This is a genomic window from Citromicrobium bathyomarinum, assembly GCF_038594605.1.
Lineage (GTDB): Bacteria > Pseudomonadota > Alphaproteobacteria > Sphingomonadales > Sphingomonadaceae > Alteriqipengyuania > Alteriqipengyuania bathyomarina_B.
This window is the reverse complement of the sequence record NZ_JBCFZM010000002.1, coordinates 610823-636952: the sequence shown is the minus strand read 5'-3', so window position 1 is coordinate 636952 and position 26130 is coordinate 610823. Positions and strand designations below refer to the sequence as shown.

Genomic DNA, 26130 nt, shown 5'->3' with positions numbered 1-26130 from the left:
CGCTAGGTCGCGGGCAACCAAACCCTTCAGTACGAGGACAAACGCCCCATCATGGCCGATACCCAGTTCGACGTCATCGCCATCGGCAACGCCATTGTCGATGTGATCGCCCCCGTCTCGCACCAGTTCCTCAAGGACGAGGATCTGCCCGCCGGGTCGATGCGGCTGATCGATGCCGAACGCTCGGTCGATCTCTATGGCAAAATGGGCCAGACCAAGGAAATTTCGGGCGGCGCGGCGGCCAACACGCTGACCGGCGCAACCATGCTGGGCCTCAGGACCGCATTCATCGGCCAGATCGCCGACGATCAGCTGGGCGAAATCTATCGCCATGACCTGACGTCCGTCGGTGTCAGCTTCGATACGCCCGCGCGGCCCTATGGCGACAGCGAGGACGAGCCGCCGACCGGCCGCTGCCTCGTACTGGTCGACCCCGATGGCGAGCGTACGATGAACACCTCGCTCGGCGCATCGCAGTTCCTCCCTGCCGCCGCGATCGACGACGATCTGATCCGCAGCACCAAGGTTCTGTTTCTCGAAGGCTACCTGTGGGACCCGGAAGAGCCACGCGCCGCGATGCGCCGGGCGATCGAGGTCGCACGCGAGGCAGGCGTGAAGATCGCCTTTGCCACCTGCGCCGATTTCTGCGTCCACATGCACGGCAAGGATTTCCGCAAGCTGATCGACGACGGCCTGATCGACATCCTGTTCGTGAACGAGGAAGAGGCCGGCATCCTCGAAGGCTCCGACCCCGATGCCGCGTTCGAAAGTCTCGCCAGGGACGTGCCGCTGGTGGTGATGACGCGTGGCGGCGACGGCGCGGTGGCCGCGCGCGGCGACGAACGTGCGAAGGTCTCGCCCGAGCCGGTCGCCAAGGTGCAGGACCTGACCGGCGCAGGCGACCTCTTCGCCGCCGGCTTCCTTTCGGGCTATTGCCGCGATGCCAGCCTTGAAGAATCGCTGATCCGGGGTGCCGTGGCCGCGGGCGAGGTCATCTCGCACTGGGGCGCACGGCCCGAAGCGGACCTCAAGGCGCTGGTGGCGAAGCGGCTGGCCGCCTGAACGCTTCGTATCGAATGGGATGCGCGCATCAGTCGCGCTTGTCTTGTGCAGCGTGCCGCTGCGCCTCGGTGATGATCCGGGCGCGCAGCTTCGCCACCTGATCGCGCAGATCGGCGATGCATGCTTGCGTCTCCGAAGCGACCCTGACCGAACGTGAATGCGGGACCCGGCACACCTCCGCGATCGCTTTCTCCAGCCGCCGGTCGAGCGTCGCCTGTCCCTCGGCGCTCCGCAGGTCCAGGTCCTCGTAGCTAACGATTGCGCGGTTCAGATCCGGCTCGGCGAGTGCCGGTGTGCTGCCGGTAGCGAGCATGGCCGCGAGTGCGAGAGCGAGCGTTTTCATATTGGTTTCCCCTGTCTGCGATGTGTCTGTGATGCAGCCAAGGTGGATCGGTAACGCCCGAATAACCAATCAGAAGGCTGGTCAAGGAAACAAGCTCAGCTTATGGTTGCGCGATGCGCCAGCTTCCGCCCCTCGCAGCCGTCAGGGCATTCGAAGCCGCCGCGCGGCATCGCAACTACACCCGCGCCGGGGAGGAACTGGGTCTGACCCAGGCGGGCGTGAGCTACCAGATCAAGAGCTTCGAGCAGCGCGTCGGCACCGTCCTGTTCGTCCGCGAAGGGCGCGCCATGGCGCTGACCCCGGCGGGCGAGGCATTGGCGCAGCGGGTCTCGCAGGCCTTCGCCACGATGGAGAGCGCCTTCGCCGCTCTCGCCCAGACCGAGGATCAGGTTCTCTCGATCGCCTGCTTCCAGACCTTCGCGACCAAGATCCTCGCGCCGCGGCTCGGCTCGTTCCAGCTTGCCCATCCCGAAATCGCGGTGCGGCTGGTGGTGAGCGACGCATTCGTCGATCTGGAGGCAGGCGAGTGCGATCTCGCAATCCGGCTGTCGCGCGATGCTCCCACGGGGCTGCAGGTCCATCGCCTGAACAAGCTGGGCATCGCGCCCTTCGCCAGCCCCGCCTTCGTCGAGGCGAATGGCGAATTGCAGGCAGGCGATCCGCCGATTGCCGAGGACCATCGCATTTCGCCCAACAATGCCTGGTGGCGCGAATGGGACGATGCACGCTGCGCCTCGCGCGACGGAAATGATGGCCAAAGGCAGCCGCGCGGCTTGGAATTCGATTCGCAGCAGCTCGACGCCGCCGCTGCGATCAGCGGCAACGGCATCGCGATCCTTGCGCCGACGCTGTTCCTGTCCGAAGTAACCGACGGGCGACTGGTCCGGGTGGGCACGCGCGTTGTGCGCCCCGGCGGCTATTTCCGCCTGCTCTATCCCGAGGTGCGCCGCCATTCCCCCAAGGTCCGCGCCTTCCGCCACTGGCTGGAGCGCGAGCTGGAGCCATGCCTCGCCGCCGATCCCGGGTGTCTGGAGGGTATGGAGCGGGCTTGAAGGCGTGCGCGGTTGAGCGGGTGGTTCAATGCGGTCCGGGGACGATCACCGAGAGAGAACGGGGTACTCAAGCTTCGTTTTTTCGTCGATCGACCAAGAGCGCCACTCCGTTGATCGCAAACGGCGCAAGCAGCATCAGGAGGCCCATCCCGAGGTTGGCATCGCCCGGACTATATCGTGCTGAGAACGCAAATGCTCCCCACAAGGCGAGAGTAGCCGCCAGCGCCACCAGCCAAGGCTTCCGACGACCTATTCCGGCAAGCGAAAGCACGAGGAAGGGCCCTGCCACCCAGACCACATTGAGAAGAAGTATCCACCACTCCTCGGCAAGTTCGGAAGGGCCGAATGCCTCGTCCCCAGCGATGGCAAATGCGCCGAACACGGTCGCCATGCCGATTGCCAGGGCGATAATCGATCCAAGCAAGCGTGCCGATGAGCTTGTCATTGCCAATCTGTAGTGGGGCTCTCACTCCCTAGCAATCGGTGGCGGAGACGTGCTTGCTCTACGCTTCGTTCTTCTCCCGCTCGACCTCGCGCCAGCCGATATCGCGGCGGCAGAAGCCTTGCTCGAAAGTGATCGCGTCGACCGCCTTATAGGCGCCCGCCTGTGCCTGCGTCACATTGCTCCCGCGCGCGGTCACGTTGAGCACGCGGCCGCCGCTCGAGACGAGTGCACCATCCCCGCCCCGCGCGGTGCCTGCGTGGAAGACCTTTGCACCCTCCGCTTCCGCACTGCCGAGGTCGATCGTGCCGCCCTTCTTCGGCGTGCCGGGATAGCCTTCCGCCGCCATCACCACGGTCAGCGCGGTGTCATCCGAGAAGCGCACCGGGTCGGCGCTGGCCAGCTTGCCCGTCGAGCAGGCCATCAGCAGCGCGGCGAGATCGCCTTCGAAGCGCATCATCAGCACCTGGCATTCGGGATCGCCGAAGCGGATATTGTATTCGACCAGCTTGGGCCCCTCGTCGGTCAGCATCAGCCCCGCATAGAGTACGCCCGAATAGGGCATCCCTTCATCGCTCAGCGCGCGCACCGTGGGCTCCACGATTTCGCGCATCGCGCGGTCCACAAGCGCGTCGGTCAGCACCGGGGCGGGGCTGTAAGCGCCCATGCCGCCGGTATTGGGGCCGGTATCGCCTTCACCCACGCGCTTGTGATCCTGCGCGGTCCCGAAGGGCAGGATCGTATCGCCATCGGTGAGCGCGAAGAAGCTCGCTTCCTCGCCCGTCATGAACTCCTCGATCACCACTTCCGACCCTGCCGAGCCGAACTTGCCGTCGAACATTTCGGACAGCGCCTCCTGCGCCTCCTCGCGCGTTTGCGCGATCACCACGCCCTTGCCCGCCGCCAGCCCGTCGGCCTTGAGCACGAAGGGCGCGTCAAAGTGCTTGAGCGCGCCCCATGCCGCCTCGAGCGAGGTCACCCGCTCGTACCGCGCGGTGGGGATTTTTGCGCGCGCACACAGGTCCTTGGTAAAACCCTTGCTGCCTTCGAGCTGCGCAGCGGCTTTCGATGGCCCGAACACCGCGATGCCTTCGCCGCGCAGATCGTCCGCCAGCCCCGCGACCAGCGGCACCTCCGGCCCGATCACGACCAGCGCGATATCCTTCTCGTGGCAAAAGCCGATCACGGCCTTGTGATCGGCCACGTCGAGCGCGACAATAGGCCCGTGTTCCGCGATGCCCGGGTTGCCGGGGCTGGCGTAAAGCCTGGAACAGGACGGCGCGGCGGCGAGCTTCCATGCAAGGGCATGTTCGCGGCCACCCGATCCGACCAGAAGGATGTTCATGAGCGCTTCCCAATTCGACGATGACAATTCCTCGCTGCTAGCCGAGAGCCGCCCGGGCGACAATTCCGAGCCGCTCAGCGTCACCGATCTCTCGCGCAGCCTGAAGCGCGTGGTCGAGGACCGCTTCGGCTTCGTGCGCCTGCGCGGCGAATTGTCGGGGGTGAAGCGTGCCGCCTCGGGCCACCTCTATTGCAGTCTGAAGGACGAAAAGTCGGTCATCGACGGGGTGATGTGGAAGAGCGCGGCCCCGCGGCTCGCCTTCCGGCCCGAAGACGGGGTCGAGGTGATCGCCAGCGGCAAGGTCACCACCTATGCCGGGCGCAGCAAATACCAGATCGTGATCGAGCGGATGGAGCTGGCGGGCGAAGGCGCGCTGCTCGCGCTGCTCGAAAAGACCAAGGCTCGGCTCGAAGCGGAAGGCCTGTTTGCCGACGCGCGCAAGAAACCACTGCCCTTCCTGCCGCGCACCATCGGGGTCGTCACCTCGCCGACGGGTGCAGTGATTCGCGACATCCTCCACCGTCTGTCGGACCGTTTTCCCAGCCATGTGATCGTGTGGCCTGTGGTGGTGCAGGGAGAGACCGCGAAGGCGCAGGTGAGTGCCGCTGTGCGCGGTTTCAATGCGCTTGAACCCGGTGGTGCGGGGCCGCGCCCAGACCTGCTGATCGTCGCGCGCGGCGGCGGCTCGATCGAGGATTTGTGGGCTTTCAACGAGGAGCAGGTGGTCCGCGCGATCGCCGAATCGGATATTCCGGTGATCTCCGCCGTGGGTCACGAGACCGACACCACGCTCGCCGATTTCGCCGCCGATCACCGCGCGCCGACCCCGACTGCCGCTGCCGAACGCGCAGTGCCGGTCCGTGCCGAACTGGCGGCAGGGCTGGCCGATCTTGGCGCGCGCCAGATGCGCTGCGCCTCGCGCCCGGTTTCGCTCGGACGCGAGCGGCTTGAGGCCCTTTCGCAGCGATTGCCCAAGCCCGACACGCTGTTGCAACCCGCCGCACAGGCGCTCGACGAGGCGACCGAGCGGCATCGGCGCGCGCTGCTCGACCGGGTGGGGATCGGGCGCGCCGCGCTCGACCAGGCGGCGGCGCGATTGACGCCTTCGACACTGAACTGGCGCGTGAGTCAGGCGCGCGAGCGCCTTGACCATGCGCGCCTCACCCCCGCCATGCTGACCGCGCGGCTCGATCGCGCGACCGAACGGCTCGGGGCAGGGGTCACCATGCTCCGCTCGCTCGACCCCAAGGCGCCGCTCAAGCGCGGCTATGCGCTGGTTTACGGCCCCGGTGACGCACTGGTGCGTAGCGCGGATGCCGCGCGCGCGGCGGGCGGCGTTACGCTTGAATTCTCGGACGGACGCGTTGCGGCGAGCATCGGCGATGCACCGCCGCCCGCCCCGGCACCGCGCAAGCCTGCGCGCAAATCGGCGCCGCCCGCGAACCCGAAACAGGACGATCTTTTCGGCTAAGCCCTTTTGGCCGCCCGCAAGACTGCTATATCGGCCCGATGCTTACCACTTCCAGCGACCAGCCCGCCAAGCTTCACTTCGGCCCCAATTCCTTCCGCGTCCTGCGCAGTGGGCGTTTCGTGCCCTGCGCGGTAACCGGCGAGCCGATTTCGCTCGAAGCCTTGCGGTACTGGAGCGTCGAGCATCAGGAAGCCTATGCAAGCTGCGAGATCGCGACCCGCCGCCTGACCGGCGCGGCGAACGACAAGGCATGAGCCTGCGCTTCCCGGCTGGGCTTGCGCTGGGCGCTGCGGCGATCATCGCCGTGGGCAGCTGTTCGACCGGGGGCGATGTTCCTGAAGGTCCGCGCGAGGTAGTCCAGCCACTGCCTGAAGCCGCCGTGCCCACTCCGACCGCGACGATCAGTGTGCCGCCCCCGCCGCCCGTGACTGCGCGCACGAGCTTCTCCTATCGGGGGGAACTGGAGCAAGGAGGCTGGATTCGCGGCCGGGTGCCGAGCAACACGCGCGCTGCGCGGCTCGGCGATCAGCCGCTCGGGTTCACCGACGAAGGCGCCTTTTTCGCTGCGTTCGACCGTGACCAGGGCCCTTCGATCGAACTGACGGCGACGCTGGACGACGGGCGGACGATATCCAGCCCACTCACCATCGCGCCGCGCGACTGGGATCTCGAATATGTCAACGTGCCCTACCGCGCTGGCCGCAGCAGCGCCGAATTCCAGCGGCTGCGCGAAGGCGAGCTGGCGCAGATCGTGGCCGCGCGCGCGCAGGAGACAGGCGCGCAAGGCTGGCGGCAGGATTTCATCTGGCCCGCCACCGGGCGCATTTCGGGCCGCTTCGGCTCGCAGCGGGTCTATCAGGGCAAGCCCGGCCCCTATCACTCGGGGCTCGACATCGCGCAGCCCAGCGGCACGCCCTATCGGGCGCCTGCCGATGGCGTGGTGACGCTGGTGGCGCAGGATCCCTTCACGCTGGAAGGCCGGCTGCTGATGATCGACCACGGCATGGGTCTGAACAGCGCCTTCCTCCATTCCGCGACCATTGTGGTGCGCGAGGGGCAGACGGTGCGGCAGGGTCAGTACCTTGGCACCATCGGGGCGACGGGGCGCGCGACAGGGCCGCATCTGCATTGGAGCCTCAAGTGGCACGATTCGCGGCTGGACCCGCTCCTGTTCCTCGGGCCGATGCCTGACTGAGGGATACAGGGGCGATGCCGAATCGGCTGGCGACGCCTTGGCCCTGACACACCTGACACACTGTCCAGGGGCCGAAATCCTGCGCACGCGAATGGCGCGCCATCGGCGGTAAATCGACGGTTTGAAAGAGCCGTGTCCAGGCTAGCTCCGGCGGCCGATGTAGGACAGCGGCGCGCGCCCCGCAGAGGCAAGACGGGCGCGATTCGCAGCGAACTGCGAACGCGCCCGTTTCCATCCGATTGAAAAAGCCGATAAGGCTCAGGCGGCTTCCTTGGCCGCCTTCTTCAGCTCGCGCTTCACCTTGAGGGCGCGCGACGAAAGCTTTTCGTCCTTGGTCTTGAGCAGCCAGTTGTCGAGCCCGCCATTATGCTCGACCGAGCGCAGGCCCTGCGTCGAAACGCGGAACTTGAAGCTGCGGTCCAGCTTTTCGCTCATCAGCGTGACGTTCTGCAGGTTGGGCAGGAACACACGCTTGGTCTTGTTATTCGCGTGGCTGACATTGTGGCCTACCTGGCGGCCCTTGCCGGTCAGTTCGCAGATGCGCGACATGGCTTATCTCTTCTCAAAAAATGGTGATCGGCCTCAAGCCGGAAAGTCGCCGCGCTTAGCGGCCAATATGCGAATCGTCAACAACCCTTCGTGGTCCTTGCCGATCCGACCGTGCGCTTATAGCGCAGATTTCACGATGACGCGATGGCCTTTGCCAGACCCCATGAAAACCGCGCTGGAACAGGCGCACCTGGCCGCCGATGCGGGCGAAGTGCCGGTCGGCGCGGTGGTCGTGCGCGATGGCGAGGTGATCGCGTCGGCACACAACGCGCCCCGCACGCTCGCCGACCCGACCGCGCATGCCGAAGTGCTCGCGCTGCGCGCCGCCGCGAAGGCGCTGGGGCAGGAGCGACTCGAAGGCTGCGACCTGTGGGTGACGCTGGAGCCCTGCGCGATGTGCGCCGGTGCGATCGCCCACGCGCGAATCGGGCGGCTCTACTACGCCGCGCCCGATCCCAAGGGCGGCGCGGTGGCGCACGGCGCGCGGGTGTTCGAGCATCCGCAGTGTCACCATCGGCCCGAAGTCTATTCGGGCATGGGAGAGGAAGAGGCGGCGGGGATGCTGCGAGGGTTTTTCGCGGGGAGGCGATGAAGATGCGGCATTCCGAAGGCCATATTCGCAGGACCAGCCGACTGATGAGCTGGGCGTCCTACGGTGTGATTTTGCTTTTCCCGCTAACGATCATGGTAGGCATTCCTCGACCGAATACCGGAATCACAACGGTTTTCGTGCTGCTCCCTTTTTACACTTGGGCCGATATTGATGCTGACTGGCTTTGCGATCGGACTTTACGCAACGCTACGAATACGATGCCCAGAATGCGGGGATCGTTTCTATTCGGCGATTACGCCGATATTCCCGGTGAGTTGGCCGCTGACGAATCACTGCGCTTCGTGCGGGCATGACGTCGATCTCTTTTGAGCCACTCGGCTAAAGCCCCCGCCATATCTTCGCCGGAGCATCGTCCGCCGCGCCCCGTGCCGAAGGCTTGCACGCAGCAGGCATCCAGTCGCGCCCGTAGCAGAGCCGCAGTTCTTCCAGCCAGCCGCGCTCGTTGAGCACGACGCCGATCATCTCGGGCCGCCAGTTGGTGTTGGCCTGCATCCATGCCTCGCGGATATCGCCCGCAGTGAGCCCCTCCTTGCGCGAGAGGCGGTCGAGGTCGGGCCAGTCGAGGCTGCGGTGGAGGATGCGGGTTATCCGGAAATAGCGGTCGGGCGTGTCGGTCAGGCAGCTGCCGTGCTTGGCCCATTGCCGCATCGCGAGGCTGGCCGAGGGCTGGACGCACATCTGGCGGGCGAGTTGGGCGCCGGTGGGGCGCGCTCGCCGCGTTGCGCACCATTGCGGCCAACTGCGAGCCCCTTGCGGCCATAGCCCGTGGACAATCAGCCCGAAGCTCCCACCGAGGCCCGAGCACTGGCGCGCATGGCGCGGCGAATCGGTGCGGGTGCGGCAGAATTCCGGGCTCCAGCTCAGGGCCAGCACATAGCCCGTCGTGGGCATGGTCCGGCTCGGCCCGTCGCGGGCAATGCTCGGCACCGATACGCTGCCGGGGGCGCTGCACTGGTAACTTTGCGCCATCGCGCCAGAGGGCACAAGAGCCGCCATCGCGAATGCCAGCCCCAGGCCGGCGCGCAGTCTCATGTCAGACGGGAGGCGCATCTTCCGACGCACTATCGCCTGTCCGCTTCGCAGCGGCGCCGCCCTTGCTCTCGTCCAGCCAGCGTGCCGCGTCGCTGCGAAACAGCAGGCCGACGGCGACCGCGTAGGCAATGATGGAAGCCAGGCCGTAAATCTCCGAAAGCGGCATGGGCCCCGCGAGATAGTCGCCGAGCGAGATGAGCGAGACGAGAAACAGGAGCACGATCAGCCACTTGGCGATGTTGCTCCGCTGCGCGGACACGAAGAACCATAGCGCAAGGCACACGAGCGCGCCCAGCGCATAGCCGGCGATCAGCGTTTCAGGGGGAATCGAGACGCCCGCTTCGGCGGTTTGCGCGGCCAGCTCCGCCTTCGCCGTGCGGTAGCCGGTGATGAATGCCAGCACTCCGAGGAACATCGACCCGAGATAGAAATAGTCGAACAATTTGATCGATTGCGGTTTCACTGGCGCGCCCCTTGCCGTTGCCCGGCCAAAGTGGCGCATGGTGGCCTCGCCCGCAAGCCAGCGATTATGCCAAAGTGGTGAAATCCAGCCCGATATCCGCCGCGGGCGCGCTTTGCGTGAGCCGCCCGACCGAAACATAATCGACGCCGGTAGCCGCCTTGGCAGCGATCGTGTCGAGATCGATCCCGCCGCTCGCCTCGGTCGGCACGCGGCCAGCCACGATAGAGACGGCATCGCGCAGCGTCGGCGGGTCCATGTTGTCGAGCAACAGGCGGGTCGCCCCGGCGGCCAGCGCAGGCTCGATCTGGCCGATCCGGTCGACCTCGCAGATGATCTCGGCCACGCCCGCATCGCGCGCCCGCCGCACCGCTTCTCCCACCGATCCGGCGACCGCGACGTGGTTGTCCTTGATCATTGCCGCGTCCCACAGGCCCATCCGGTGGTTGCTGCCCCCGCCCATGCGAACCGCGTATTTTTCGAGATGGCGCAGGCCGGGTAGCGTCTTGCGCGTATCGAGCAGGGTGCACGCCGGATTATCCATCTGCTCGACGTAGGATCGCACGAGAGTCGCGATGCCCGACAGGTGCTGCACCGTGTTGAGGGCAGCGCGCTCTGCGGTGAGCAGCGCGCGGGCATTGCCTTCGATCCGCATCAGGTCGGTGCCGGGTGCCACCTGCGCGCCGTCTTCGACCAGCTGTTCGATGGTACAACCGGGATCAAGCGCGCGGAAGAACGCCGCAGCAATCGGCAGCCCCGCGACCGCGATCGGATCACGGCTGTCCATCACGCCGGAAAAGCGCGCATCCTCTGGGATGACCGCTTCGCTGGTCACATCGTGGCCGCCGCCGGGCAGGCCTTGCCCAAGATCCTCAGCCAGCGTGTCACGCACGAAGGCGTCGAGATCGAATCCTTGAAGCTGAAAACCCACACCAAATCCAATCCTGGTCGCGGCAGCCAGAGGGCGACTGCCCGACGGCCATCAGGCCGCCACCGTGGAGGCCTTCGCCGCTAGCGAACTGCCACGAACGAGAAAATCAATGCACGAAGCGCGCGACCACGTCGCGGTAACTGCGCGATACCTTCACCTCGGCGCCCGATCCCAGCACGAGGAAGCACTCGCCATTGGTATGCGGCTTCACCTGTCGCACCTGATCGAGATTGACGATGGTGGAGCGGTGGACGCGCTGGAACTTGCGCGGATCGAGCCGGCGTTCCAGATCCTTCATCGTCTCGCGCAGGATCAGCGAATTGTCGCCGGTGTAGATGCACATGTAATCGCCGGCAGCCTCGATATGCTCGATCGAGTCGACTTCCACGCGGAAGATCTTGCCCCGGTCCTTGACGTTGAGCAGCTTTTCGAAGCGGTCGGCGCCGTCGGCGGCGCCTTCCTGCAGGCCCTCGGCGGTTTCGGGGGCCACCTCGGCCAGCACGTTCATCAGCTTTTCCGCCTCGTCCGCGCCGCGCTTCTCGTTCATGCGCTGCCGCACCCGTTCGATTACGTCGGCCAGCTTGTCCTCGTCGACCGGCTTCATCAGGTAATGCAGCGCATTGGCCTGGAAGGCCCGGATCGCGTGTTCCTGGTAGGCGGTGACGAAGACGAACAGCGGCGGTTCGATGTCCATCACGCCCTGGACCACGCCGAAGCCGTCGAACCCGGGCATCTGGATGTCGAGAAACACGAGGTCGGGCCGCAACGTCTTGATCTTGCGGATCGCCTCGCGCCCGTTGGAGCAGGTGTCGATCACTTCCACGTCGTCGAACGGCTCCAGCCTCAGTTGAAGGCCCTGAATTGCCAGTTTCTCGTCGTCTACGATGATCGTCTTGATGGTCATTTTGTCACTATCCTATGGCGCGGGGGTACGCCGGTGCATCAACGGGCAGGTCCGTATCGTGTTTCCCGTATCCCTGCCCGATATGGCGCGCACCTTCGCGCAGGGAAGGATGGGTCGTCAATTCGGGCGGGGGCACGGCCAGCGCGGTTTCCTCGTCCTCGCCCTCGCGCTCGAACGGGATTTCGATGATGACCATGAAGCCGCCCTTTTCGGGCGAGCGGATCTCGAACAGGTGCTCGGCGCCATAGGCCTGCGCCAGCCGGTCGCGGATATTGGCGAGGCCGACGCCGGTCGAATCGGGGCTGGCGCTTTGCGGCAGGTCCATCCGCGTGGATTCCAGCGGCGACTTGAGCCCCGGCCCGGTGTCCGACACGACCAGCCGCAATCGCGATCCCGAAAGCTGCGCCGAGAGCGAGATCTTCGCGCCTTCTTCCAGTGGCGAAACCGCATATTTGATCGCATTCTCGACCAGCGGCTGCAGCAGCAGCGAGGGCAGGCACGCCTCGGCCGCCTCATCGGCGATGTCGAATTCGGTCTGCAACCGCTCCTCGAACCGCATCCGTTCGATATCGAGATAGAGCTTCAGCGTCTCGACCTCCTGCTCGACAGTCACCATCCCGCCGGGCTGCGAAATCAGGGTATGCCGCAGGAAGCGCGAAAGGCGGGTGAGCATCGCGTTGGCGGGCACCGTTTCCTTCAGCAGAACCAGCGTGCTGATCGAATTGAGCGTGTTGAACAGGAAGTGCGGGTTCAGCTGATAACGCAGCATCGCCAGTTGCGCGCTCGTCGCCTGCGCTTCGAGCCGTTCGAGCCGGTCGGCCTGCTCTTCCAGCTGGAGAAAATAGTTGATCGCGTAATACAGCCCCGTCCACGCGCCCAGCAGCGGCAGCTCGACCGACAGGTAGAGGAAGAAGAGCTGCGTCAGCGTCGTCTCGCGGTCGGAATAATACAGCCCGGCGACCCATGCCTCGATCAGCACCTGCATGCTGACTGCCGCTGCCAGCGCAAGCGCGGTGAAGCCCCACGTCACCAGCGGCGGGCGCCCGATCAGATTGCGGTAGACGACCGACAGCAACAGGCTGAGCGAGAAGCTCATCACCGTGGCGATCAGCACCAGCATCAGGAAGCCCAGGCCCTGCCCGTTGGCGAGGCCCTGCACACTGCGCAGCACCATCGCGCCGCCCCAGCCTGCAAATTGCAGGTTCCAGAAGGCGCGATTCTTGTTCGCGAAGAAGGGCGCGGGGCGGGAGGGCAGCACGGCCATCATCCGCGTGCTTTAGCGCAAGGCGGCACAATCTCACAAACTTTTGCGCACAACGCGGCCATCGGTTAGTTTCCTGCGCCAAGGAGAGAGAGATGCAACCTGCCGATACGCTTCACTCGGTCGCCGAGCGCGCCAAATTCCGCGAGATGAAGGAAGGGACGGCCGAGGATTGGGCGATCATCGGCAGCGAATACCGCGCTTTCGCCAAGGGGCTGCCCGACAGGGTGCTCGACCACCTCAAGCTGCTCGACGGCGATTTCGGCGGTTTCCCGGTTTGTCGGCTGGAACATTCGCTGCAAACCGCGACCCGTGCGCATCGCGACGGGCGTGACGAACGCTATGTGGTAATGGCGCTGCTCCACGATATCGGCGACACGCTGGGCAGTTATAATCACCCCGAAGTCGCTGCCGCGATCATCAAGCCGTTCGTAAGCGAGGAAGTGCACTGGATCTGCCAGAACCACGGCGCCTTCCAGGGATATTACTACTTCCACTTCCTCGGCATGGACAAGGACGCGCGCGAGGCGTTCCGCGATCATCCGCATTACGAAGCGTGCAAGCATTTCTGCGAGACGTACGATCAGGCGGCGTTCGATCCCGACTACGACAGCGAACCGCTGGAGTTTTTCGAGCCGATGGTCCGGCGGGTGATGGCGAGGCCGCTCGCCTCGCCCTATGCCAAGGCGCTCGACGAAGACGCTGCCTAGTCGGCAGGCAACGCGGTCCGCCGGAAATGCCGCGACCAGTCGACGGTGCCGTCCGCTGCGCGACTGGCCACGATCGGCGCAAATTCCGCTTCGATGAATTCGGCGCGCTCGTCCCATCCATCGTGGCTACGGTCGCGGAAGATCCAGCCGCCATGGCGCGGGCCCCAGCGGTGCATGAACCGGCTCGCCGCAGCCGGGTCGAACCCGGCATTGACGAGCAGCCAGGGCATCAGGCGGTCGGCCTCACGCTCGGTCAGGCGCACGCTCGCCCGCTTGCGCCCGCCATTGGCCTCGTGCCAGGCGCGGTGCTTGAGCACGTTGTGCGCCAGCTCGTGCGCGAGCACCGCGGCGAGCAGCGGGTCGGGATAATCGACGCCCGCGAAATCGGGGCCGATCACGATGCGGTGCCCGTCCGCGACCGCGCGATCTCCCTCGCCGATCTCGAACCGGCTGGCGCAGGCGGGCACGCCTTCGATGGTGAGCGTGACGGGCGCGCCCGAGCGCATGAGGGTGACGGGCAGCGTGCCCGTGGTGGCCAGCAGACGCTCGGCCTCGGCGCGGATCGTTTCGATCCGCTCCCACGGTTTGGCGCCATTGGCGGGAATATCGGCGAATACCATCTCGCCGATCGCGACCACGGTATCGTCAACCCTCAGGCCTGCGCGCTGCGCCGGGCCGCCTGCCACCAGCGCCTGCACGCCGATATCGCCGGTCAGCCCCAGCATTGTGCGCAGCGTCGCCCCGCTGCCATAGGTTGCCATGTCGTGCAGCAGCAGGCCGGCGGAATAGGTCCGATCCTCGCAGAAGCGCGCATTCCCGGTCACCAGGCGATAGCCCAGCGTCAACACGCGCGCATCCTTGGCGCGCAGTTCGACCACTTCTGTCGGCAAGGGCGAGCGCGATGCAGCCATAGGGGGGAGGGCTTGACCGGTTTGGGCCCGGGCATCGCCCGTTCCGGCGACCAGCATTGGTACGGTGAGGGCCAGGGCGGACAGCGCCGCCGCCACGCTCCGGCGGGTCACGACGGCTCCGCTGCGTCCGCAATCGCCTTCGCCAGCGCGTCGGTGCCCTGCGCACCGTTGAGGATGCGGTTCCCGGTGATCCAGGCGGGGGTGCCGGTGAAGCCCAGCTCTTCCGCCAGCAAGGAATTGCGCATCAGTTCCATCGTCACATCCTGCGAGGCGGCGTCTTCGCGCGCGCGATCCATGTCGAGTCCGGCGGCTTGCCCGGCGCGCGCAATCGCTGCCTCGTCCGCGACTTCCGCTTCGAACAGTGCGCGGTGGAAGGCGGCATACTTGCCCTGCTTCGCAGCGGCGAGCGCCATGCGAGCCGAAACATCGCTGCCTTCGAAGATCGGCCATTCCTTGATCACGACGCGCAGTTCGGGGTCGCTTGCGACCAATTCGTCGACATGCGCCTGGCTCATCCGGCAATAGCCGCAATTATAGTCGGAAAATTCGTACAGAGTGCGGCTGCCCTCGGGGTTGCCGAGAACGGCGCCGGGGAAGGGCTCGCGCCATTCGTCGCCCGCTGCCGCCAGCCGCGCCTGCGCATCGCGCGCCTGCAGTTCCTGCGCCATGTGCTGGAGCATTTCGGGATTTTCGAGCAGGAAAGCCTCAGTCTGCCGGTCGGCCCAGCGGCTCCCGATACCGGTCGCGGTAAACAGGCCGGCACCCACCAGCCCGCCCAGCAGGGCGAGCGCGAACACGGCGAGCCCGCGCAGGATATTCTCCCTCATCACGGCGGCTCCCTCAGCTGCGATCGCGCGCGTCTTCGAGCGCGGCCTGCGCCTGCATCCGCACATCCTGCGCGCGCAACCAGTCGGCAGAGCCTTCGGGCAGCGCGGCCTCGGCACGCTGGGCGCTGCGCAGCGCCTCGATATAATTGTGGGTCATCACCTGCTGTTCGGCACTGGCGAGATGGGCCCGCGGCATGTCGCCGCGCGCGGCATAGACCACGCCCAGCTGATACCATGCGAAGGGATTGAGCCGGTCCTTGGCGACCGCGGCGCGCAGCACCTGTTCCGCCTCTTCGTGGTGCGATGGGTCTTCGGTCGCGATCAGCGCATGACCCAGCATGGAGGCGATCAGCGGCTGTGCTCCGGTCAGTTCGGTCGCCCTGCGCAGTGGCACGATCGCCTCGGCCGGCCGGCCCGATTCGAGCAGCACCTGGCCGCGCAGTTCGAGGAAATAGGGGTTGGTATCATCGGTCGCGATGAGGGCGTCGGCCTCGCTCAGCGCGGCGTCGATCCGGGCATCCTTGTGATAGGCGTAGGCGCGTGCGTAGCGTGCCGGCACGGTGGTGTCGGTCACCGGATACGCCCGCAAGGTCTGGGTCGGCTCGGCCAGATAGCCGAAAAGCTTGGCCTTTACCCGCTGGAAGCGAGCCTCGAGCTCGGGATCGGAGGGCGTATTCCACGCAGGGTCCACTTCGTAGACTTCGCGCAGGCGTGCGATGCGATCGCCCGAGAGCGGGTGGGTCCGGTTGAAGGCGGCCTCGTCGCTCTGGCTGCGGTTGTAACGATATTCCTGGTTGAGAAGCGTTCCGAAGAACTCGAGCGAGCCCTTGCCCGAAATGCCGGCGTCGGAGAGGTATTGCGCCCCCGCTGCATCGGCGGCAGATTCCTGCACCCGGCTGAACGCCAGATATTTGCCCATCGCCGCGCGCTGCCCGGCCATCATCACGCCCATTGCCGCATCGCCGCCGCCCGCCACCGCCGCCGCCACGCCGAGCAGCAGCGACAGGATCGAAATGGTCTGTGCGGTGCGCATGCCTTCGCTTCCGCTGATCACGTGACCGCCAGTGATGTGGCCCAGTTCGTGCGCGATCACGCCCTGAACCTCGTTCGCGCTGCCCGCTGCGTTGATGAGTCCGGAATGGATGTAGACCACCTGCCCGCCCGCGACGAAGGCGTTGATCGAGGGGTCGTTGACGAGAACGACATCGACATTGCCGGGGCGCAGACCCGCCGCCTCGACCAGCGGTGCGGCCATGTCCTGCAACAGGGCTTCGGTTTCGGCATCGCGCAGGACGCCCTGCGCCATGGCGGGCTGTGCCACCAGCGAAACCGCGAGCAGGCACGCAAGAAACTGCGCGGAAAGTCGGGCCAGGGATGTGTTGAGTGTCGCCATTAGGGCTGCACGCTAGCCTCCGGTGGGCTGAATGTCTCCTGAAGCTTGCGCGGCTGCACCCTCGTCCGCCGCCTCGCGGGTCTCGTCGCGCAGCGCCCGTGCTTCGCGCGCGCGCCGCTCTGCGCGGACCCGTTCGCGGGCGGCCTCGTGCACCCGTTCCTGCAGAAACTCGATCACCGCGTCCTTCACCCGCGTGTCGCCGTAGCGATCATTGCCGAAGGGCTGGGCGAGCGTCATCAGGATGCCGTTATGGCCCATGTCGTTGAAGACTGCATGGCGCGCTCGCGCGCCCTTGGCAGCCAGCGCGTCATACAGGGCCTTGGAATTCTCGCGATCCACCGTTTCGTCCTGGAAGCCCGTGGCGAGCAGCATCGGCGGCGCGTTCCTGCGGGCGAAGCGGACCGGCTGGGTCGCGGCGAGCGAACGCGCCTCGCCGAACGCGTCTTCCTCGTTGTCATTGTCCAGCGGCAGGAAATCGTAGGGACCTGCCAGTCCGATGACCCCGTCGATCGTGTCGTCGGGCAGGCCCAGCCGCCGGGTCCAGCGCCGGTCGAGCCCCAGCATCACCGCATTATAGGCGCCTGCCGAGTGTCCCATCAGATAGATGCGATCCGGATCGCCGCCATATTTGCGGATATTCTCGCTCGTCCATTTGAGCGCCGCCGCGCCGTCGGCCAGCATCGCGGGATACTTGCCTTCGGGCACCAGACGATAGCCCGCATTGACCACCACGAAGCCCTTGGGCGCGAAGTTGCGGCCGATGAAGCCATATTGCGACGGGTCGCCACTATCCCATCCGCCGCCGTGGAAGAACATCAGCACCGGCAGCAACCCGTCCTCGGGCGCATCCTCGCTGCGATAGATATAGAGCTTGCGGTCCTCGTGATTGCCGTAAGCGAGCGGTCCGCGCTCTTCCACCGGAGCGTTGAAGGTGAAGGCGAGGTCGGCCTTGTCGAGCAGACTGTGGCGCAGATCCGGCCAGATCCAGTGATACAGGTTGTAGGCGAGGATCGTCAGCGCGAGCACGAAGATCATCTGAAACAGGCAGCAGCCGCCCGGTTCCTTAGGCTTCTTCTCCAGTTCTCGGACCCACCGTTTCCACGATGCGCGATGTTTCCCCATGCGGTGCAACCCCTGCGGTTCTCAGGAAATCTCGGCCGACCGCATAGCTGTTTCCCAGCCACAGGGGCACCCCAAAGCTCTCGATGACCCGTTTCGCGTCAAGTTCGATATCGGACAGCGTCTTCTCGGTCGTGCGGATGAACACCGCCGCGATCCGGTCCGGCTCGCGCGCGACCGCTTCGGCAAACGCGGGCAGGTCGCCCTGCGTATCGTCGCCGATCAAGGCGAAGCGCAGGTCCGGGAAATGGTCGAGGATCGCGGAAATAGAGCGATGCTTGTGCTCGCCGTGGCTGCTCTTGCCGATGGTTGCCCGGTTGAACCCCCAGTTGCGCAGGAACAGCGCGCCCAGCGGCAACTGGCGCGATTGCTGGAATGCGACGAGGTAGGAAAACAGGTTCCACGGCGAGGAGGAGATATAGAAGAACGGGCGGTGGGTGGCGCGGATGTAGCTGCCGGTAGGCTGCGAATCGCTGGGCACGGCCAGCCCGCCGCCGATCGCGCCGTAGAACACGTCTGCCCCTTCGACGAGGATCCGATCCTGCGGCATCTGCGCGAAGATCCGCTTCCAGTTGCGCACGACATTGTGCCAGCCGCCGGTAATCCCGGTCTCGATGATCGTGTCGTCGATATCCGAAATGACGCCGATCGACGCATCGGCGCCGGGGACAAGAACATTGCCGACAACCGATTCGCGCTTTTCGCCGACATTCCAGCCAAGCCGGACGACCTCCCACGCGGTCTGCGCGGGATAGGGCCAGTCTCCCTCGAGCGGAATCTCGAAGCGGAAATAGCCCTCGTCGTCGGACACGGTTTCGTGATCGAAGTTCTCTCCGTCCGCCCGGGTGAGGCACAAGGTGACAGTTACCTCGGGCACATGGCTGGCGAAGAACTGCGACATCATCACGCGAAATGTGCGCCAGCGCCCGTGCTGGTCGAATTCTGGCGGACGCGAACGCTGGGTCCGCCCGGTCAGGACCAGTCGGTCGCGGCTGCGGTAGCCAAAATAGGGTTGTACCCGGACAGGGCGACGCCTGAAAATGCCCATCCGTGGCGGGCTAGCGTGCGAACGGGCTCGCGTGAACCCCCGCCTCGCGCGATTCGGGGGAAGACCGGTTAGCCGACCAGTCGCTTTGCCGCTTTGGCGAGCAACCGGTCATCGTCCGCGATCTCGCCGAGAAAGGCGATCTCGCCCGATTCGGTCCGCCGGATGACGCAGAGCGAGAACGGTGCCCCCTCGGCCGGGATATCCTCGAGAGCGCGCGTTTCGAGCCGGTCGAGCCTGGCGTGAACGCGCGACTGAGCTGCTGTCTGCGCGGCAGCTTCGGGCTCGTTCGCGTGGCGGAAAGCCCGCTCACGCGCGACCAGCGCCTTGATCCCGCCTGCGGTCGCTTCGATATGCTCCGCCAGCGCTCCGCCGGCGACCCCCTCGCGCTGCGCAAGCGCCAGAACCGCAGCATATTCGGCGATGCGCGTCTTGTCGTAGTCCGCTCCGAAAACGAGCTTCACGACCGGCGTCATCGGCGCGCGCGGTTGAACCGCGATGGCGTTTTCGTCGAGGAGGTCCTGAAAAGCGTCGGGCTCGCTTAGCGCGGCGAGGCTGACGTCGTAGGCGCGGCCGACCGCACGATAGAGCGCGGCGCGGCTGCGCGATTCGGCGTCATGCGCGGCCTCGGCCAGCGCGCGCGCCTCCGCGAGGCAGGCGTGCAGGCCGCTCGCGCTGGTCTGCGGCGCGTCGTGATCGGGTTCGGGTGTGCGAAGACCTGCCAAAGGATCGAACACGCCGACAAAGGCTTCGTCATCCGTACCGTCGGCTGCGAAGCCGACTTCGGCTTCGCCCGGCATATCGGATTCCTCGACAGCCAGATGCGCATCGAGCCGGGCAAAGGTCGGGGCGGGCAGAGACCGGCTCTCGTCGCCCGTTTCTTCTGCATCCGCATCGGCGCCCGGTCCGTCGGCCCAGCGGGTGATCGAAGGTGTAATCAAGACCCGCTCCGCCTTGGTCGGCAGCGAACCGTCGTCGTCCTTCTCCGGCTTGCCTTCGAGCGCCTGGTCGATCTCGAGCAGCAACTCGTCCGTGGTCAGCTGGTCGGCCACTTCCTTCCAGTTGATGACCCCGTAGATGAAGTCGATCGTCTCGTCGTCGGTCGAGAAGGGCAGCAGGATGCCGCGATAGAGAATCGTCAGCCCGGCCTCGTTGATGAATTCCGCCTCGAACCCGATCGGGGCCTCGTTGGCGAGGATCTGCATGTAGTGATCGGTGATTCGGCTCAGCAATGATCGGCTGGGCACATCGTCGAGCGTCTGGATCGGCCCGTCATGGCCGCATTCCCCGGCCAGGCGGTCCCCCAGAAAGACGATCGCCGGATTCTCCACGCCGCCCGTGAAATCGAGCAACACGCTGTTTTCGGCGAATTCGGGCAGGCTGTCGGGCTCGATATCCTCGACGCTGGGGAAGGTCCGCTCTCCCAGCAGTCCGGCCCAGTAATTATAGGCGCGCACCTGCATGCGCCGCTCGTCCTGACCCACAGGGCCAGGCGGAGCGTCGTCGACGGAATAATCGCTGTCTTCGTCGCCATGATCCCACGAAGCATCGTCCTCCGCGTCGCCGGAATAGCCGAATTTACCGCGCAAGCTGTCCATCACGTCACAAAACCCTTCGATATCTAAGGGCTGTTTTGACGGTCCATGGTAAATATAGGGTTAGTGCGGGGCGCGCTGGTGAAGCACTTTTCGCCGCCCCCTTCAGCGCCCGATATAGCGCATCCGGATCGTGTGGTAGACGGGCGTACCTTCGGCCACCTTGAACGCGGCGGACGAAAAGCGCGGCGGGCCGAAGCTGGCCTTGGCATCGCGCGAGAAGCCGAAGCCTTCCTTGGGCAGGAACAGTACCGTGTCTGCCTTTCCGTTGCCGTTCTCATCATGCAGCAGCGAGATCGCATATTCGCCCGGAGGCACATCGTTGAAGACGATCGTGACCCGCGAATTGGCACGCACCACCTGCCGCTTCGCCAGCCGGTCGTCCCCGCAATCGGGAAAGTCGCTTTCGCTCGCGGTGAGGCAGGCGAGCACCGTGCCCTTGGCAGACCGCAGATCGACCACCGTGACCACGACATCCTGTTTGGCTGCCTGTTTGACTGGCACGGTGTTGCCGAGCGCCAGCAGTGCGGCACCAGAGATGGCCAGCCTGGCGGCTAGCGCGGGAAGCTTTCCGATAATCCTCGGTCGGTTCTGCATAAGCGATCCCAAAACCTGAAATAGAGCCCGTAATTGCACTTGTAGCGTTCGTGATGGAGCTGATGATGGCTCGCGGTGATAATCCAGCCCCCGATCGGCGAACGGACCAGCCAGCGCGGGAACATCTCCCACCCCATGTGATTGGTGACCCCCATCACCGTCATCACGGCCAGAACGGTCCCCAGCATAGCGACATGGATCGGCACGAGGAAGACGAGAACGGGCACAACCACCGCACCGGAGAGTGCTTCTATCGGATGAAAGCTCATCGCGGCCCATGCGGTGGGCGGGCGACTGGCGTGGTGGACGGCGTGCGCGATGCGGAACGCGTGCGGCTGATGCATCCAGCGATGCGTCCAGTAGAACCACGTATCGTGCGCGAAGAGATAGATCAGCACCGACAGCGGCAGATACCACAGCGGGTAGGCATTCCAGTCGGTGTAGATCCGCGTCCAGCCGAACCTGTCCCACCCGAAGCCGACGATCCCCGCGGGCACGCCGTAGATCGCCGCCGAGACGAGCGACCAGCCGATCTCCCGCCGGATCTGCGGGCGCAGGCCAGCGTGATAGCCGGGCCGCACGCGCGCGGTGATCGCGGCGAAGGCGCCGCTCACCGCGAGGTAGCGCAGCGCCACGATGGCAACCATCGCGAGCGTGGAGAGAATGATGGCGAGCAGCATCGACATGGCAGGGCCCCTATGCCGCAGCCGCGAAGCCGAGGCGAGCCTTCTCTTGCCCGAACCGGGCTTTCTGTTGCCTTACCAGCGGCTCAAAATCGCTCGCAGCGGTCCTAGCGTTCGCCACCGAAAGGCGCGCAATCGGGATCGCAGGCGACGGTCGCGCGGCGCATGGCCGTGCGGGCAAGCCGCTCTATTTCCACCTTGCGGCGTGCCGGGGCGAGCGCGGTGCGCGCCGCCGGGCGCAGGATCTCGGCATCGTAACCATCGGCGACGATCAGGCCGCAGCGCTCGGGCAGAAAGCCCTCCCCATCGAGGATCGTGCGATCGAGATGCGCGCCGATGCCCCAGTAGAACTTGTCGCAATGGTCGAGATAGTCGGTCCATTTCGAATCGCCGGTCAGGTCGCTGCGCGAAACCTTGATCTCGACGATCACGACATGGCCCTTCGCATCGACCCCCATCAGGTCCGCCCGGCGGCCGCCGCGCAGCGGCATCTCGGTCACGCACCAGATATCGTTGCGCGCGAACAGCCGCATGATCCCGCGCGCGGCCTGCGAGGCATCGCAAAGCCGGTCTACCGGAGGGGTCGTATTATCGAGCAGAAAGGAAGCGTTGGCCATGCCATGTTAGGAACAGAATGGCAACATTCTGTCAAGCATGGGGCCGTTCAACAACCCAGGGCACTCGCCGCTTCGGCCAGGACTTCCGCCCGTCCGCGCTCGTATTCGGACCACAGCCGGGTCGCTGCGGGATGGGTGTCCGTTGCTGTGCCCTGCACGGCCAGCAGCGCATCGAGCCCCGCGCGCATCGTTGCGACCAGATCGCTCAGCGCCGAAGATGTCGCATCCAACCGGTCCGGATGCGAACGGGCGAGCAGCCCGATTCGGGCGGTGCTGTAAGGATCGTCGACCGGAGTGGGCCGCCCGGCGAGCATGGCGACAACTCGCGCCGCATCCTCGACCGCGCCCCACTGTTCGATCAGCGTGGCTTGCGCGTCGAGCGTCGGCGCCGTCCCGGTGCGTGTGTCGGCGCGCAGGGAAAAATCGCTTTGGGGGGCAAGATCGCTCATCACCCGCCAAGGCTAGTCAGGCAGGTCTTGCCAATGTCCTAACAGGCAGCGGTGCGCGAGGCGGATTTTCCCATGGCGCGGTCCGTTTCGCTTTGCTAAGCGCGCTCCTCGCGGTTCGCGCGATGCACCCGTAGCTCAGCTGGATAGAGCGCTGCCCTCCGAAGGCAGAGGTCACAGGTTCGAATCCTGTCGGGTGCGCCAGCTTTTCCGCAATTTTTGCCCCATCGACCGATTTTACTCTCCGGTGTGTTTCCGGTGAAATGGGTAGAATATTCGCGGATTGTCGCGTCGCCTATGTAGCGCGCGCCGAACTCTGGGCACATCTGTCCGCTCTCGTCCCCAATCATGAACGATCCCAAGATGTCCGCTATGCGCCCCAATCTCCGTCACTAGCCCGATCATCTGCGGCTCCCGAAAACGGCCATGGCCGCTAGGCTCCGGCGAGGTCCGCTTTTGGGGCTGTTCAGGCAGCGTCTGAATTTCGGAAATTGGGTGGTTACCAGACTCTGGCCGGTGAATTTAGCCACCAAACTCAATATGCATTGACGTGTCCCCCTGATTTTCCTCCAAGTTGAATGGTCATCCGAACTGAGATGCAAATCGAGAGTAGTTGGTTGGCGAGAAAAGCTATGCGCCTAGCTCTCGAAGCTGCGACTCAATCTTAGAGCGGTGGCCTTCACCAGCCTCATTTAGGTGATTACGCAAGTCAGCTTTGAGGTTTTCAGCAAGCTCCTCCCCACGCTTCTTTGCGCTCTTTGAGATGACGACAAGGGCGACGCTACCTACCGACATCGCAAGCAGCCACATAGTCCATGTGCCGACCGACTCTTGGGCTTCTGTTGAATAACGTAACACCGCCTCCGACGTCTGGCTCATCTTATAAAACAATAATAACCAGCCAAAAGCTGTAATTAAACACGCAATAATTACAAATCTCTTTAATTTTTTATGACGTGCTATTACATCTTTCCACTTATGGAATTTGATTTCGTCAGAAGCCGTATAAGGCAAATCAGGGCCTCCTCAATGCAAAGGGATAGTTTTAAAATAACGACCTTTTTTGAGTGTGGCCTAGCACCACGCTAGAAAAAGCGTCCCCTGGAGAGCCAGTGGGGGCAGCTACTCGCACCTGATGTCAATCTGCAGGTCGTCGCTTAAGGTGCCAGCATTTGCTTTTTTGATATCTTTTGAGTCCACACGAAAAGTCTCGGAATGAATGTCTACGCCTTCGCCATCGACAACGGCAAGCGTAACCAGCTTTGGCTCATCAGACGTATTACGAATTGTCACGTCAGTGTTGCCGAACCTTGCTACCTGAGTATCCATTTCTATGCCGGAGCAGCCTCCCCCCATGGCGCCGCCGCAGCTCGAGAGTAGCGTCATGGCGACCACCAGCCCGCCTGTTCGACCGAATTTCCTCACGTAGAATCTCCCGTTACCTACTGAAAAGTAAGTTAAAATAGCATTACAATGCTCAGCTTTAAGCACTAGGCAAAAGGCTATGCCAGCCCTTGCTATTGGTCAAGCTTGTCAATGCTTTCGGCATTCTCGCTGCCGGGCCCGAGCGTCAGATGGATTACGGCGTCCATCCAGCAGCCGCGTGAATTACGTCAGGTGATTGTCGAGGAATATAGCGCTAACACTGGTGCGGAGCTAATTAGCTGATCGCAACGCTCGCCTACAATCTCTTGCTGCTCGAAGTGATTCACGATCCACGCTATCGGTCATCGGGTTGCGTGCCGAAGGACGGCTTTAGCAGTGCGAACGCCCAACTCCGGACGGGCCGCTCACGGCCCAGTTTCTGCCGGTGCGGAGGCGATACTACGGCACCTTGTGCTACGAAATCTAACGCCGCCGATATGGCTCGCAAGCGATCCCGTCGCCATCGCCATCCATCTGTGGCCGATAGCCAGGCTGTCCACGGTAGAGTGGCGCAGCTCCTGCAGCCCGGGCCGCTGCGCAGTTGCGATAATAAATTTGGTCGAAGGCTCGCGGCGCCTCGGCAACGGCTTCGGGCTGCTCAGCACGAGCTCGCTGCGCGAATTGTTCCGGCCGCGCCGCGCGGAAATTCTCCGGTAATTCGAATGTAGAACCCCAGACACCTGTCTGACGTGCCTTTGCGTCGGCTTCCGCGGGGCCATAGGCGCTACTGAATTGCGGCAGCGAGATAGCCATGCCTGTCGATGCCATGGTTTCGGCAAGGTCGACCCGGCCGGATCTGCAAATTGCGATTATGCGGCGATAGCTGTCGCGCTCCACCTGCTCGCATGCAATTTGTTTGCCTCTGGTCAGACTTTCCAAAAGCGCTGTAGCGTCCTTTCCGCACTCCCAAATCTCATCGCCACGAATGCAGGTCTGATCCGCCTCCGGGGCATCGATTCCGAAAAGCCTGAACCTCTCGCCCGTCATGACCAGCGTGTCGCCATCGATGACATCGACAGGACCCGTATACGTCTGTGCAGCCACAGCCGCGGGCGATAGAATAATGGCGAGGTAAACCGTCCAGCGCATGCCGATCAGAGTATGAGCGAAGGTGCTAACAACCGGTGAGTAGCGATCGCCTGGATGCCAGCGTAGCAATCGCGCAGCTGGCCACTGGCTGTCCGTCAGATCCTGCCCACAAATCCGAAATGTTCGCGCTCCTGTCGCCCCGCGCTTTGGCCAAGGCAACTCTGAACCGCACTCGTGGTCCTGGCACCTTAGATAACTTTATTATCAGGGTCGCACAGTCGGCTATCAGCCCATCAGGGGTTATTCTGGAGACCGAGCCCTGGTCCCAAGCGCGCGTTTTTCGCACAACACCTTGAGCACCGCAGCTTGCCTTCCACATCCTGCACTTGCCGCGACCAGCCCTTGCGCTGGCACAGAAGCGATAGTTCAAGGGGATCGATGATAGTGACCCGCTTGCAGGAGCGGCAATCTATCCGAACTTTGTAGCCATGCCGCGAAAAGTCCGAGAGGGAGTTGAGCCTGATCGAGCTCACGGCTTACGCCTGATCGACCAGACTAGCGCCGAGCTTGCGGTGATGACCGCAGCGATCGCGGTGATGGTCAGGGGGTCAAGAACGATCATAGGTGCCTCCGATTCGAGACAGCCCATGTTCCACATTTGTTCAACGTAGGAAAATGGTAATCGCGGCCACGTAGGCAAAGGCGATGCTCTTGCTCGCCGCTGCCCTCGCCGTTTGCGATCCTGGACCGCGGACCCATTGTGTCCATGATGGTGACACTGTCTGGATCGAGGGCGAGAAAATCAGGCTGCAGGATATCGATGCGCCCGAGCTCAATGGTGCCTGCGAATACGAAACGCGCCTTGCGCTGCAGGCCCGCGACCGGCTTATCGTCCTTTTGAACTCCCGCAGCTTCGAGATCGCAAGGAGCGGTAAAGACCGCTATGGTCGCACCCTCGCCATCATTCACTGGGGAGGACGATCGGTTGGCGATGAGCTTGTTGCGGAAGGTCTTGCGCGGACATGGACTGGCAGACGAGAGCCGTGGTGCTGACGTGACTATGTCGCGCTTTG

General features: G+C 64.4%; 31 protein-coding genes and 1 tRNA gene. 10 read left to right on the top strand and 22 right to left on the bottom strand.

From position 1 onward, the window contains the following. The first annotated feature begins 51 nt into the window (after window positions 1-51). Window positions 52-1062 (top strand): adenosine kinase, encoded by a 1011-nt coding sequence (locus AAG612_RS10130; protein ID WP_342509835.1) that lies wholly within the window; start codon window positions 52-54, stop codon window positions 1060-1062. A gap of 28 nt (window positions 1063-1090) precedes the next feature. Here the strand turns inward: AAG612_RS10130 and AAG612_RS10125 are convergent, their stop codons facing one another. Beyond that, on the bottom strand, window positions 1091-1405 hold the full coding sequence (locus tag AAG612_RS10125; RefSeq protein WP_342509834.1) for a UrcA family protein: 315 nt from the start codon (window positions 1403-1405) through the stop codon (window positions 1091-1093). Between the two features lie 113 nt (window positions 1406-1518). Between AAG612_RS10125 and AAG612_RS10120 the strand changes: the two genes are divergently transcribed. Beyond that, complete coding sequence (locus tag AAG612_RS10120; RefSeq protein ID WP_342509832.1) at window positions 1519-2457, top strand: LysR substrate-binding domain-containing protein; 939 nt, start codon at window positions 1519-1521, stop codon at window positions 2455-2457. A 67-nt stretch (window positions 2458-2524) separates the two neighbouring features. On the opposite strand, the gene AAG612_RS10115 is transcribed toward AAG612_RS10120, so the two are convergent. Continuing rightward, complete coding sequence (locus tag AAG612_RS10115; protein WP_342509830.1) at window positions 2525-2848, bottom strand: hypothetical protein; 324 nt, start codon at window positions 2846-2848, stop codon at window positions 2525-2527. Between the two features lie 112 nt (window positions 2849-2960). Then, a complete protein-coding gene (gene purD / locus AAG612_RS10110; protein ID WP_342509828.1) occupies window positions 2961-4244 on the bottom strand; it encodes a phosphoribosylamine--glycine ligase in 1284 nt (427 codons plus the stop codon). Between purD and xseA the strand changes: the two genes are divergently transcribed. From xseA to AAG612_RS10095, 3 genes are read left to right on the top strand one after another with little or no spacing between them, the layout of a single operon-like run. Beyond that, entirely contained in the window at window positions 4243-5715 is a 1473-nt protein-coding gene (gene xseA, locus AAG612_RS10105) for an exodeoxyribonuclease VII large subunit (protein ID WP_342509826.1), read from the top strand. The genes purD and xseA overlap by 2 nt on opposite strands. A 38-nt stretch (window positions 5716-5753) precedes the next feature. Next, window positions 5754-5969 (top strand): DUF2093 domain-containing protein, encoded by a 216-nt coding sequence (locus AAG612_RS10100; protein ID WP_342509824.1) that lies wholly within the window; start codon window positions 5754-5756, stop codon window positions 5967-5969. Further along, complete coding sequence (locus AAG612_RS10095) at window positions 5966-6910, top strand: M23 family metallopeptidase (RefSeq protein ID WP_342509822.1); 945 nt, start codon at window positions 5966-5968, stop codon at window positions 6908-6910. The genes AAG612_RS10100 and AAG612_RS10095 overlap by 4 nt, the downstream gene beginning before the upstream one ends. Before the next feature lie 258 nt (window positions 6911-7168). On the opposite strand, the gene rpmB is transcribed toward AAG612_RS10095, so the two are convergent. Beyond that, window positions 7169-7459, bottom strand: a complete 291-nt coding sequence (rpmB, locus tag AAG612_RS10090; RefSeq protein WP_342509820.1) for a 50S ribosomal protein L28 — start codon at window positions 7457-7459, stop codon at window positions 7169-7171. A gap of 136 nt (window positions 7460-7595) precedes the next feature. Between rpmB and AAG612_RS10085 the strand changes: the two genes are divergently transcribed. Next, a complete protein-coding gene (locus tag AAG612_RS10085) occupies window positions 7596-8051 on the top strand; it encodes a nucleoside deaminase (RefSeq protein ID WP_342509818.1) in 456 nt (151 codons plus the stop codon). A 44-nt stretch (window positions 8052-8095) separates the two neighbouring features. Next, window positions 8096-8365, top strand: a complete 270-nt coding sequence (locus AAG612_RS10080) for a hypothetical protein (RefSeq protein ID WP_342509816.1) — start codon at window positions 8096-8098, stop codon at window positions 8363-8365. A gap of 25 nt (window positions 8366-8390) precedes the next feature. On the opposite strand, the gene AAG612_RS10075 is transcribed toward AAG612_RS10080, so the two are convergent. The 5 genes from AAG612_RS10075 to AAG612_RS10055 form a co-directional block, all read right to left on the bottom strand. Next, window positions 8391-9104 carry a ribonuclease T2 family protein gene (locus AAG612_RS10075; RefSeq protein WP_342509814.1) on the bottom strand — a complete coding sequence of 238 codons (714 nt, stop codon included), beginning with the start codon at window positions 9102-9104 and terminating at the stop codon, window positions 8391-8393. A gap of 1 nt (window position 9105) precedes the next feature. After that, the gene (locus tag AAG612_RS10070) at window positions 9106-9567 is read right to left on the bottom strand and encodes a hypothetical protein (protein WP_342509812.1); all 462 of its coding nucleotides are present in this window, start codon (window positions 9565-9567) and stop codon (window positions 9106-9108) included. 64 nt (window positions 9568-9631) lie between these two features. Beyond that, window positions 9632-10495 carry a carboxylating nicotinate-nucleotide diphosphorylase gene (gene nadC / locus AAG612_RS10065; RefSeq protein ID WP_342509810.1) on the bottom strand — a complete coding sequence of 288 codons (864 nt, stop codon included), beginning with the start codon at window positions 10493-10495 and terminating at the stop codon, window positions 9632-9634. 106 nt (window positions 10496-10601) lie between these two features. Then, a complete protein-coding gene (locus tag AAG612_RS10060; RefSeq protein ID WP_342509808.1) occupies window positions 10602-11399 on the bottom strand; it encodes a LytR/AlgR family response regulator transcription factor in 798 nt (265 codons plus the stop codon). 7 nt (window positions 11400-11406) lie between these two features. Continuing rightward, a complete protein-coding gene (locus AAG612_RS10055) occupies window positions 11407-12663 on the bottom strand; it encodes a sensor histidine kinase (RefSeq protein WP_342510337.1) in 1257 nt (418 codons plus the stop codon). A gap of 92 nt (window positions 12664-12755) precedes the next feature. On the opposite strand from AAG612_RS10055, the gene AAG612_RS10050 reads away from it, so the two are divergent. Then, window positions 12756-13370: an HD domain-containing protein gene (locus tag AAG612_RS10050; RefSeq protein WP_342509805.1), complete on the top strand. Its 615-nt coding sequence runs from the start codon at window positions 12756-12758 to the stop codon at window positions 13368-13370. Here the strand turns inward: AAG612_RS10050 and AAG612_RS10045 are convergent. The 10 genes from AAG612_RS10045 to AAG612_RS10000 form a co-directional block, all read right to left on the bottom strand. Then, window positions 13367-14281 (bottom strand): M48 family metallopeptidase, encoded by a 915-nt coding sequence (locus tag AAG612_RS10045; RefSeq protein WP_342509803.1) that lies wholly within the window; start codon window positions 14279-14281, stop codon window positions 13367-13369. The two genes, AAG612_RS10050 and AAG612_RS10045, sit on opposite strands and share 4 nt — an antisense overlap. Window positions 14282-14388: 107 nt before the next feature. Continuing rightward, on the bottom strand, window positions 14389-15108 hold the full coding sequence (locus AAG612_RS10040) for a DsbA family protein (RefSeq protein WP_342509801.1): 720 nt from the start codon (window positions 15106-15108) through the stop codon (window positions 14389-14391). A 13-nt stretch (window positions 15109-15121) separates the two neighbouring features. After that, window positions 15122-16501 (bottom strand): M48 family metalloprotease, encoded by a 1380-nt coding sequence (locus AAG612_RS10035; protein WP_342509799.1) that lies wholly within the window; start codon window positions 16499-16501, stop codon window positions 15122-15124. Between the two features lie 12 nt (window positions 16502-16513). Continuing rightward, window positions 16514-17536 (bottom strand): alpha/beta hydrolase, encoded by a 1023-nt coding sequence (locus AAG612_RS10030; protein WP_342509797.1) that lies wholly within the window; start codon window positions 17534-17536, stop codon window positions 16514-16516. A 28-nt stretch (window positions 17537-17564) separates the two neighbouring features. Continuing rightward, window positions 17565-18668 (bottom strand): phosphatase domain-containing protein, encoded by a 1104-nt coding sequence (locus AAG612_RS10025; RefSeq protein WP_342509795.1) that lies wholly within the window; start codon window positions 18666-18668, stop codon window positions 17565-17567. Window positions 18669-18736: 68 nt separating this feature from the next. Beyond that, window positions 18737-20263 carry a PAS domain-containing protein gene (locus tag AAG612_RS10020; RefSeq protein ID WP_342510336.1) on the bottom strand — a complete coding sequence of 509 codons (1527 nt, stop codon included), beginning with the start codon at window positions 20261-20263 and terminating at the stop codon, window positions 18737-18739. Between the two features lie 102 nt (window positions 20264-20365). After that, window positions 20366-20857 carry a DUF2141 domain-containing protein gene (locus AAG612_RS10015; protein ID WP_342509793.1) on the bottom strand — a complete coding sequence of 164 codons (492 nt, stop codon included), beginning with the start codon at window positions 20855-20857 and terminating at the stop codon, window positions 20366-20368. Continuing rightward, the gene (locus AAG612_RS10010; RefSeq protein ID WP_342510335.1) at window positions 20815-21537 is read right to left on the bottom strand and encodes a sterol desaturase family protein; all 723 of its coding nucleotides are present in this window, start codon (window positions 21535-21537) and stop codon (window positions 20815-20817) included. Before AAG612_RS10010 ends, AAG612_RS10015 begins: the two co-directional genes overlap by 43 nt. Window positions 21538-21647: 110 nt before the next feature. Further along, window positions 21648-22157 (bottom strand): MmcB family DNA repair protein, encoded by a 510-nt coding sequence (locus AAG612_RS10005; protein WP_342509791.1) that lies wholly within the window; start codon window positions 22155-22157, stop codon window positions 21648-21650. Window positions 22158-22204: 47 nt separating this feature from the next. Beyond that, window positions 22205-22606, bottom strand: coding sequence for a hypothetical protein (locus AAG612_RS10000; protein WP_342509789.1), 402 nt, complete (start codon window positions 22604-22606; stop codon window positions 22205-22207). Between the two features lie 124 nt (window positions 22607-22730). On the opposite strand from AAG612_RS10000, the gene AAG612_RS09995 reads away from it, so the two are divergent. Further along, window positions 22731-22807 (top strand) — tRNA-Arg (locus AAG612_RS09995). 426 nt (window positions 22808-23233) lie between these two features. Here the strand turns inward: AAG612_RS09995 and AAG612_RS09990 are convergent. The 3 genes from AAG612_RS09990 to AAG612_RS09980 form a co-directional block, all read right to left on the bottom strand. Continuing rightward, complete coding sequence (locus AAG612_RS09990) at window positions 23234-23617, bottom strand: hypothetical protein (RefSeq protein WP_342509787.1); 384 nt, start codon at window positions 23615-23617, stop codon at window positions 23234-23236. Window positions 23618-23725: 108 nt separating this feature from the next. After that, the gene (locus AAG612_RS09985; RefSeq protein WP_342509785.1) at window positions 23726-24094 is read right to left on the bottom strand and encodes a hypothetical protein; all 369 of its coding nucleotides are present in this window, start codon (window positions 24092-24094) and stop codon (window positions 23726-23728) included. 357 nt (window positions 24095-24451) lie between these two features. Beyond that, the gene (locus AAG612_RS09980) at window positions 24452-25117 is read right to left on the bottom strand and encodes an excalibur calcium-binding domain-containing protein (RefSeq protein WP_342509783.1); all 666 of its coding nucleotides are present in this window, start codon (window positions 25115-25117) and stop codon (window positions 24452-24454) included. A 645-nt stretch (window positions 25118-25762) separates the two neighbouring features. On the opposite strand from AAG612_RS09980, the gene AAG612_RS09975 reads away from it, so the two are divergent. Continuing rightward, complete coding sequence (locus AAG612_RS09975; protein WP_342509781.1) at window positions 25763-26110, top strand: thermonuclease family protein; 348 nt, start codon at window positions 25763-25765, stop codon at window positions 26108-26110. Window positions 26111-26130 lie beyond the last annotated feature (20 nt).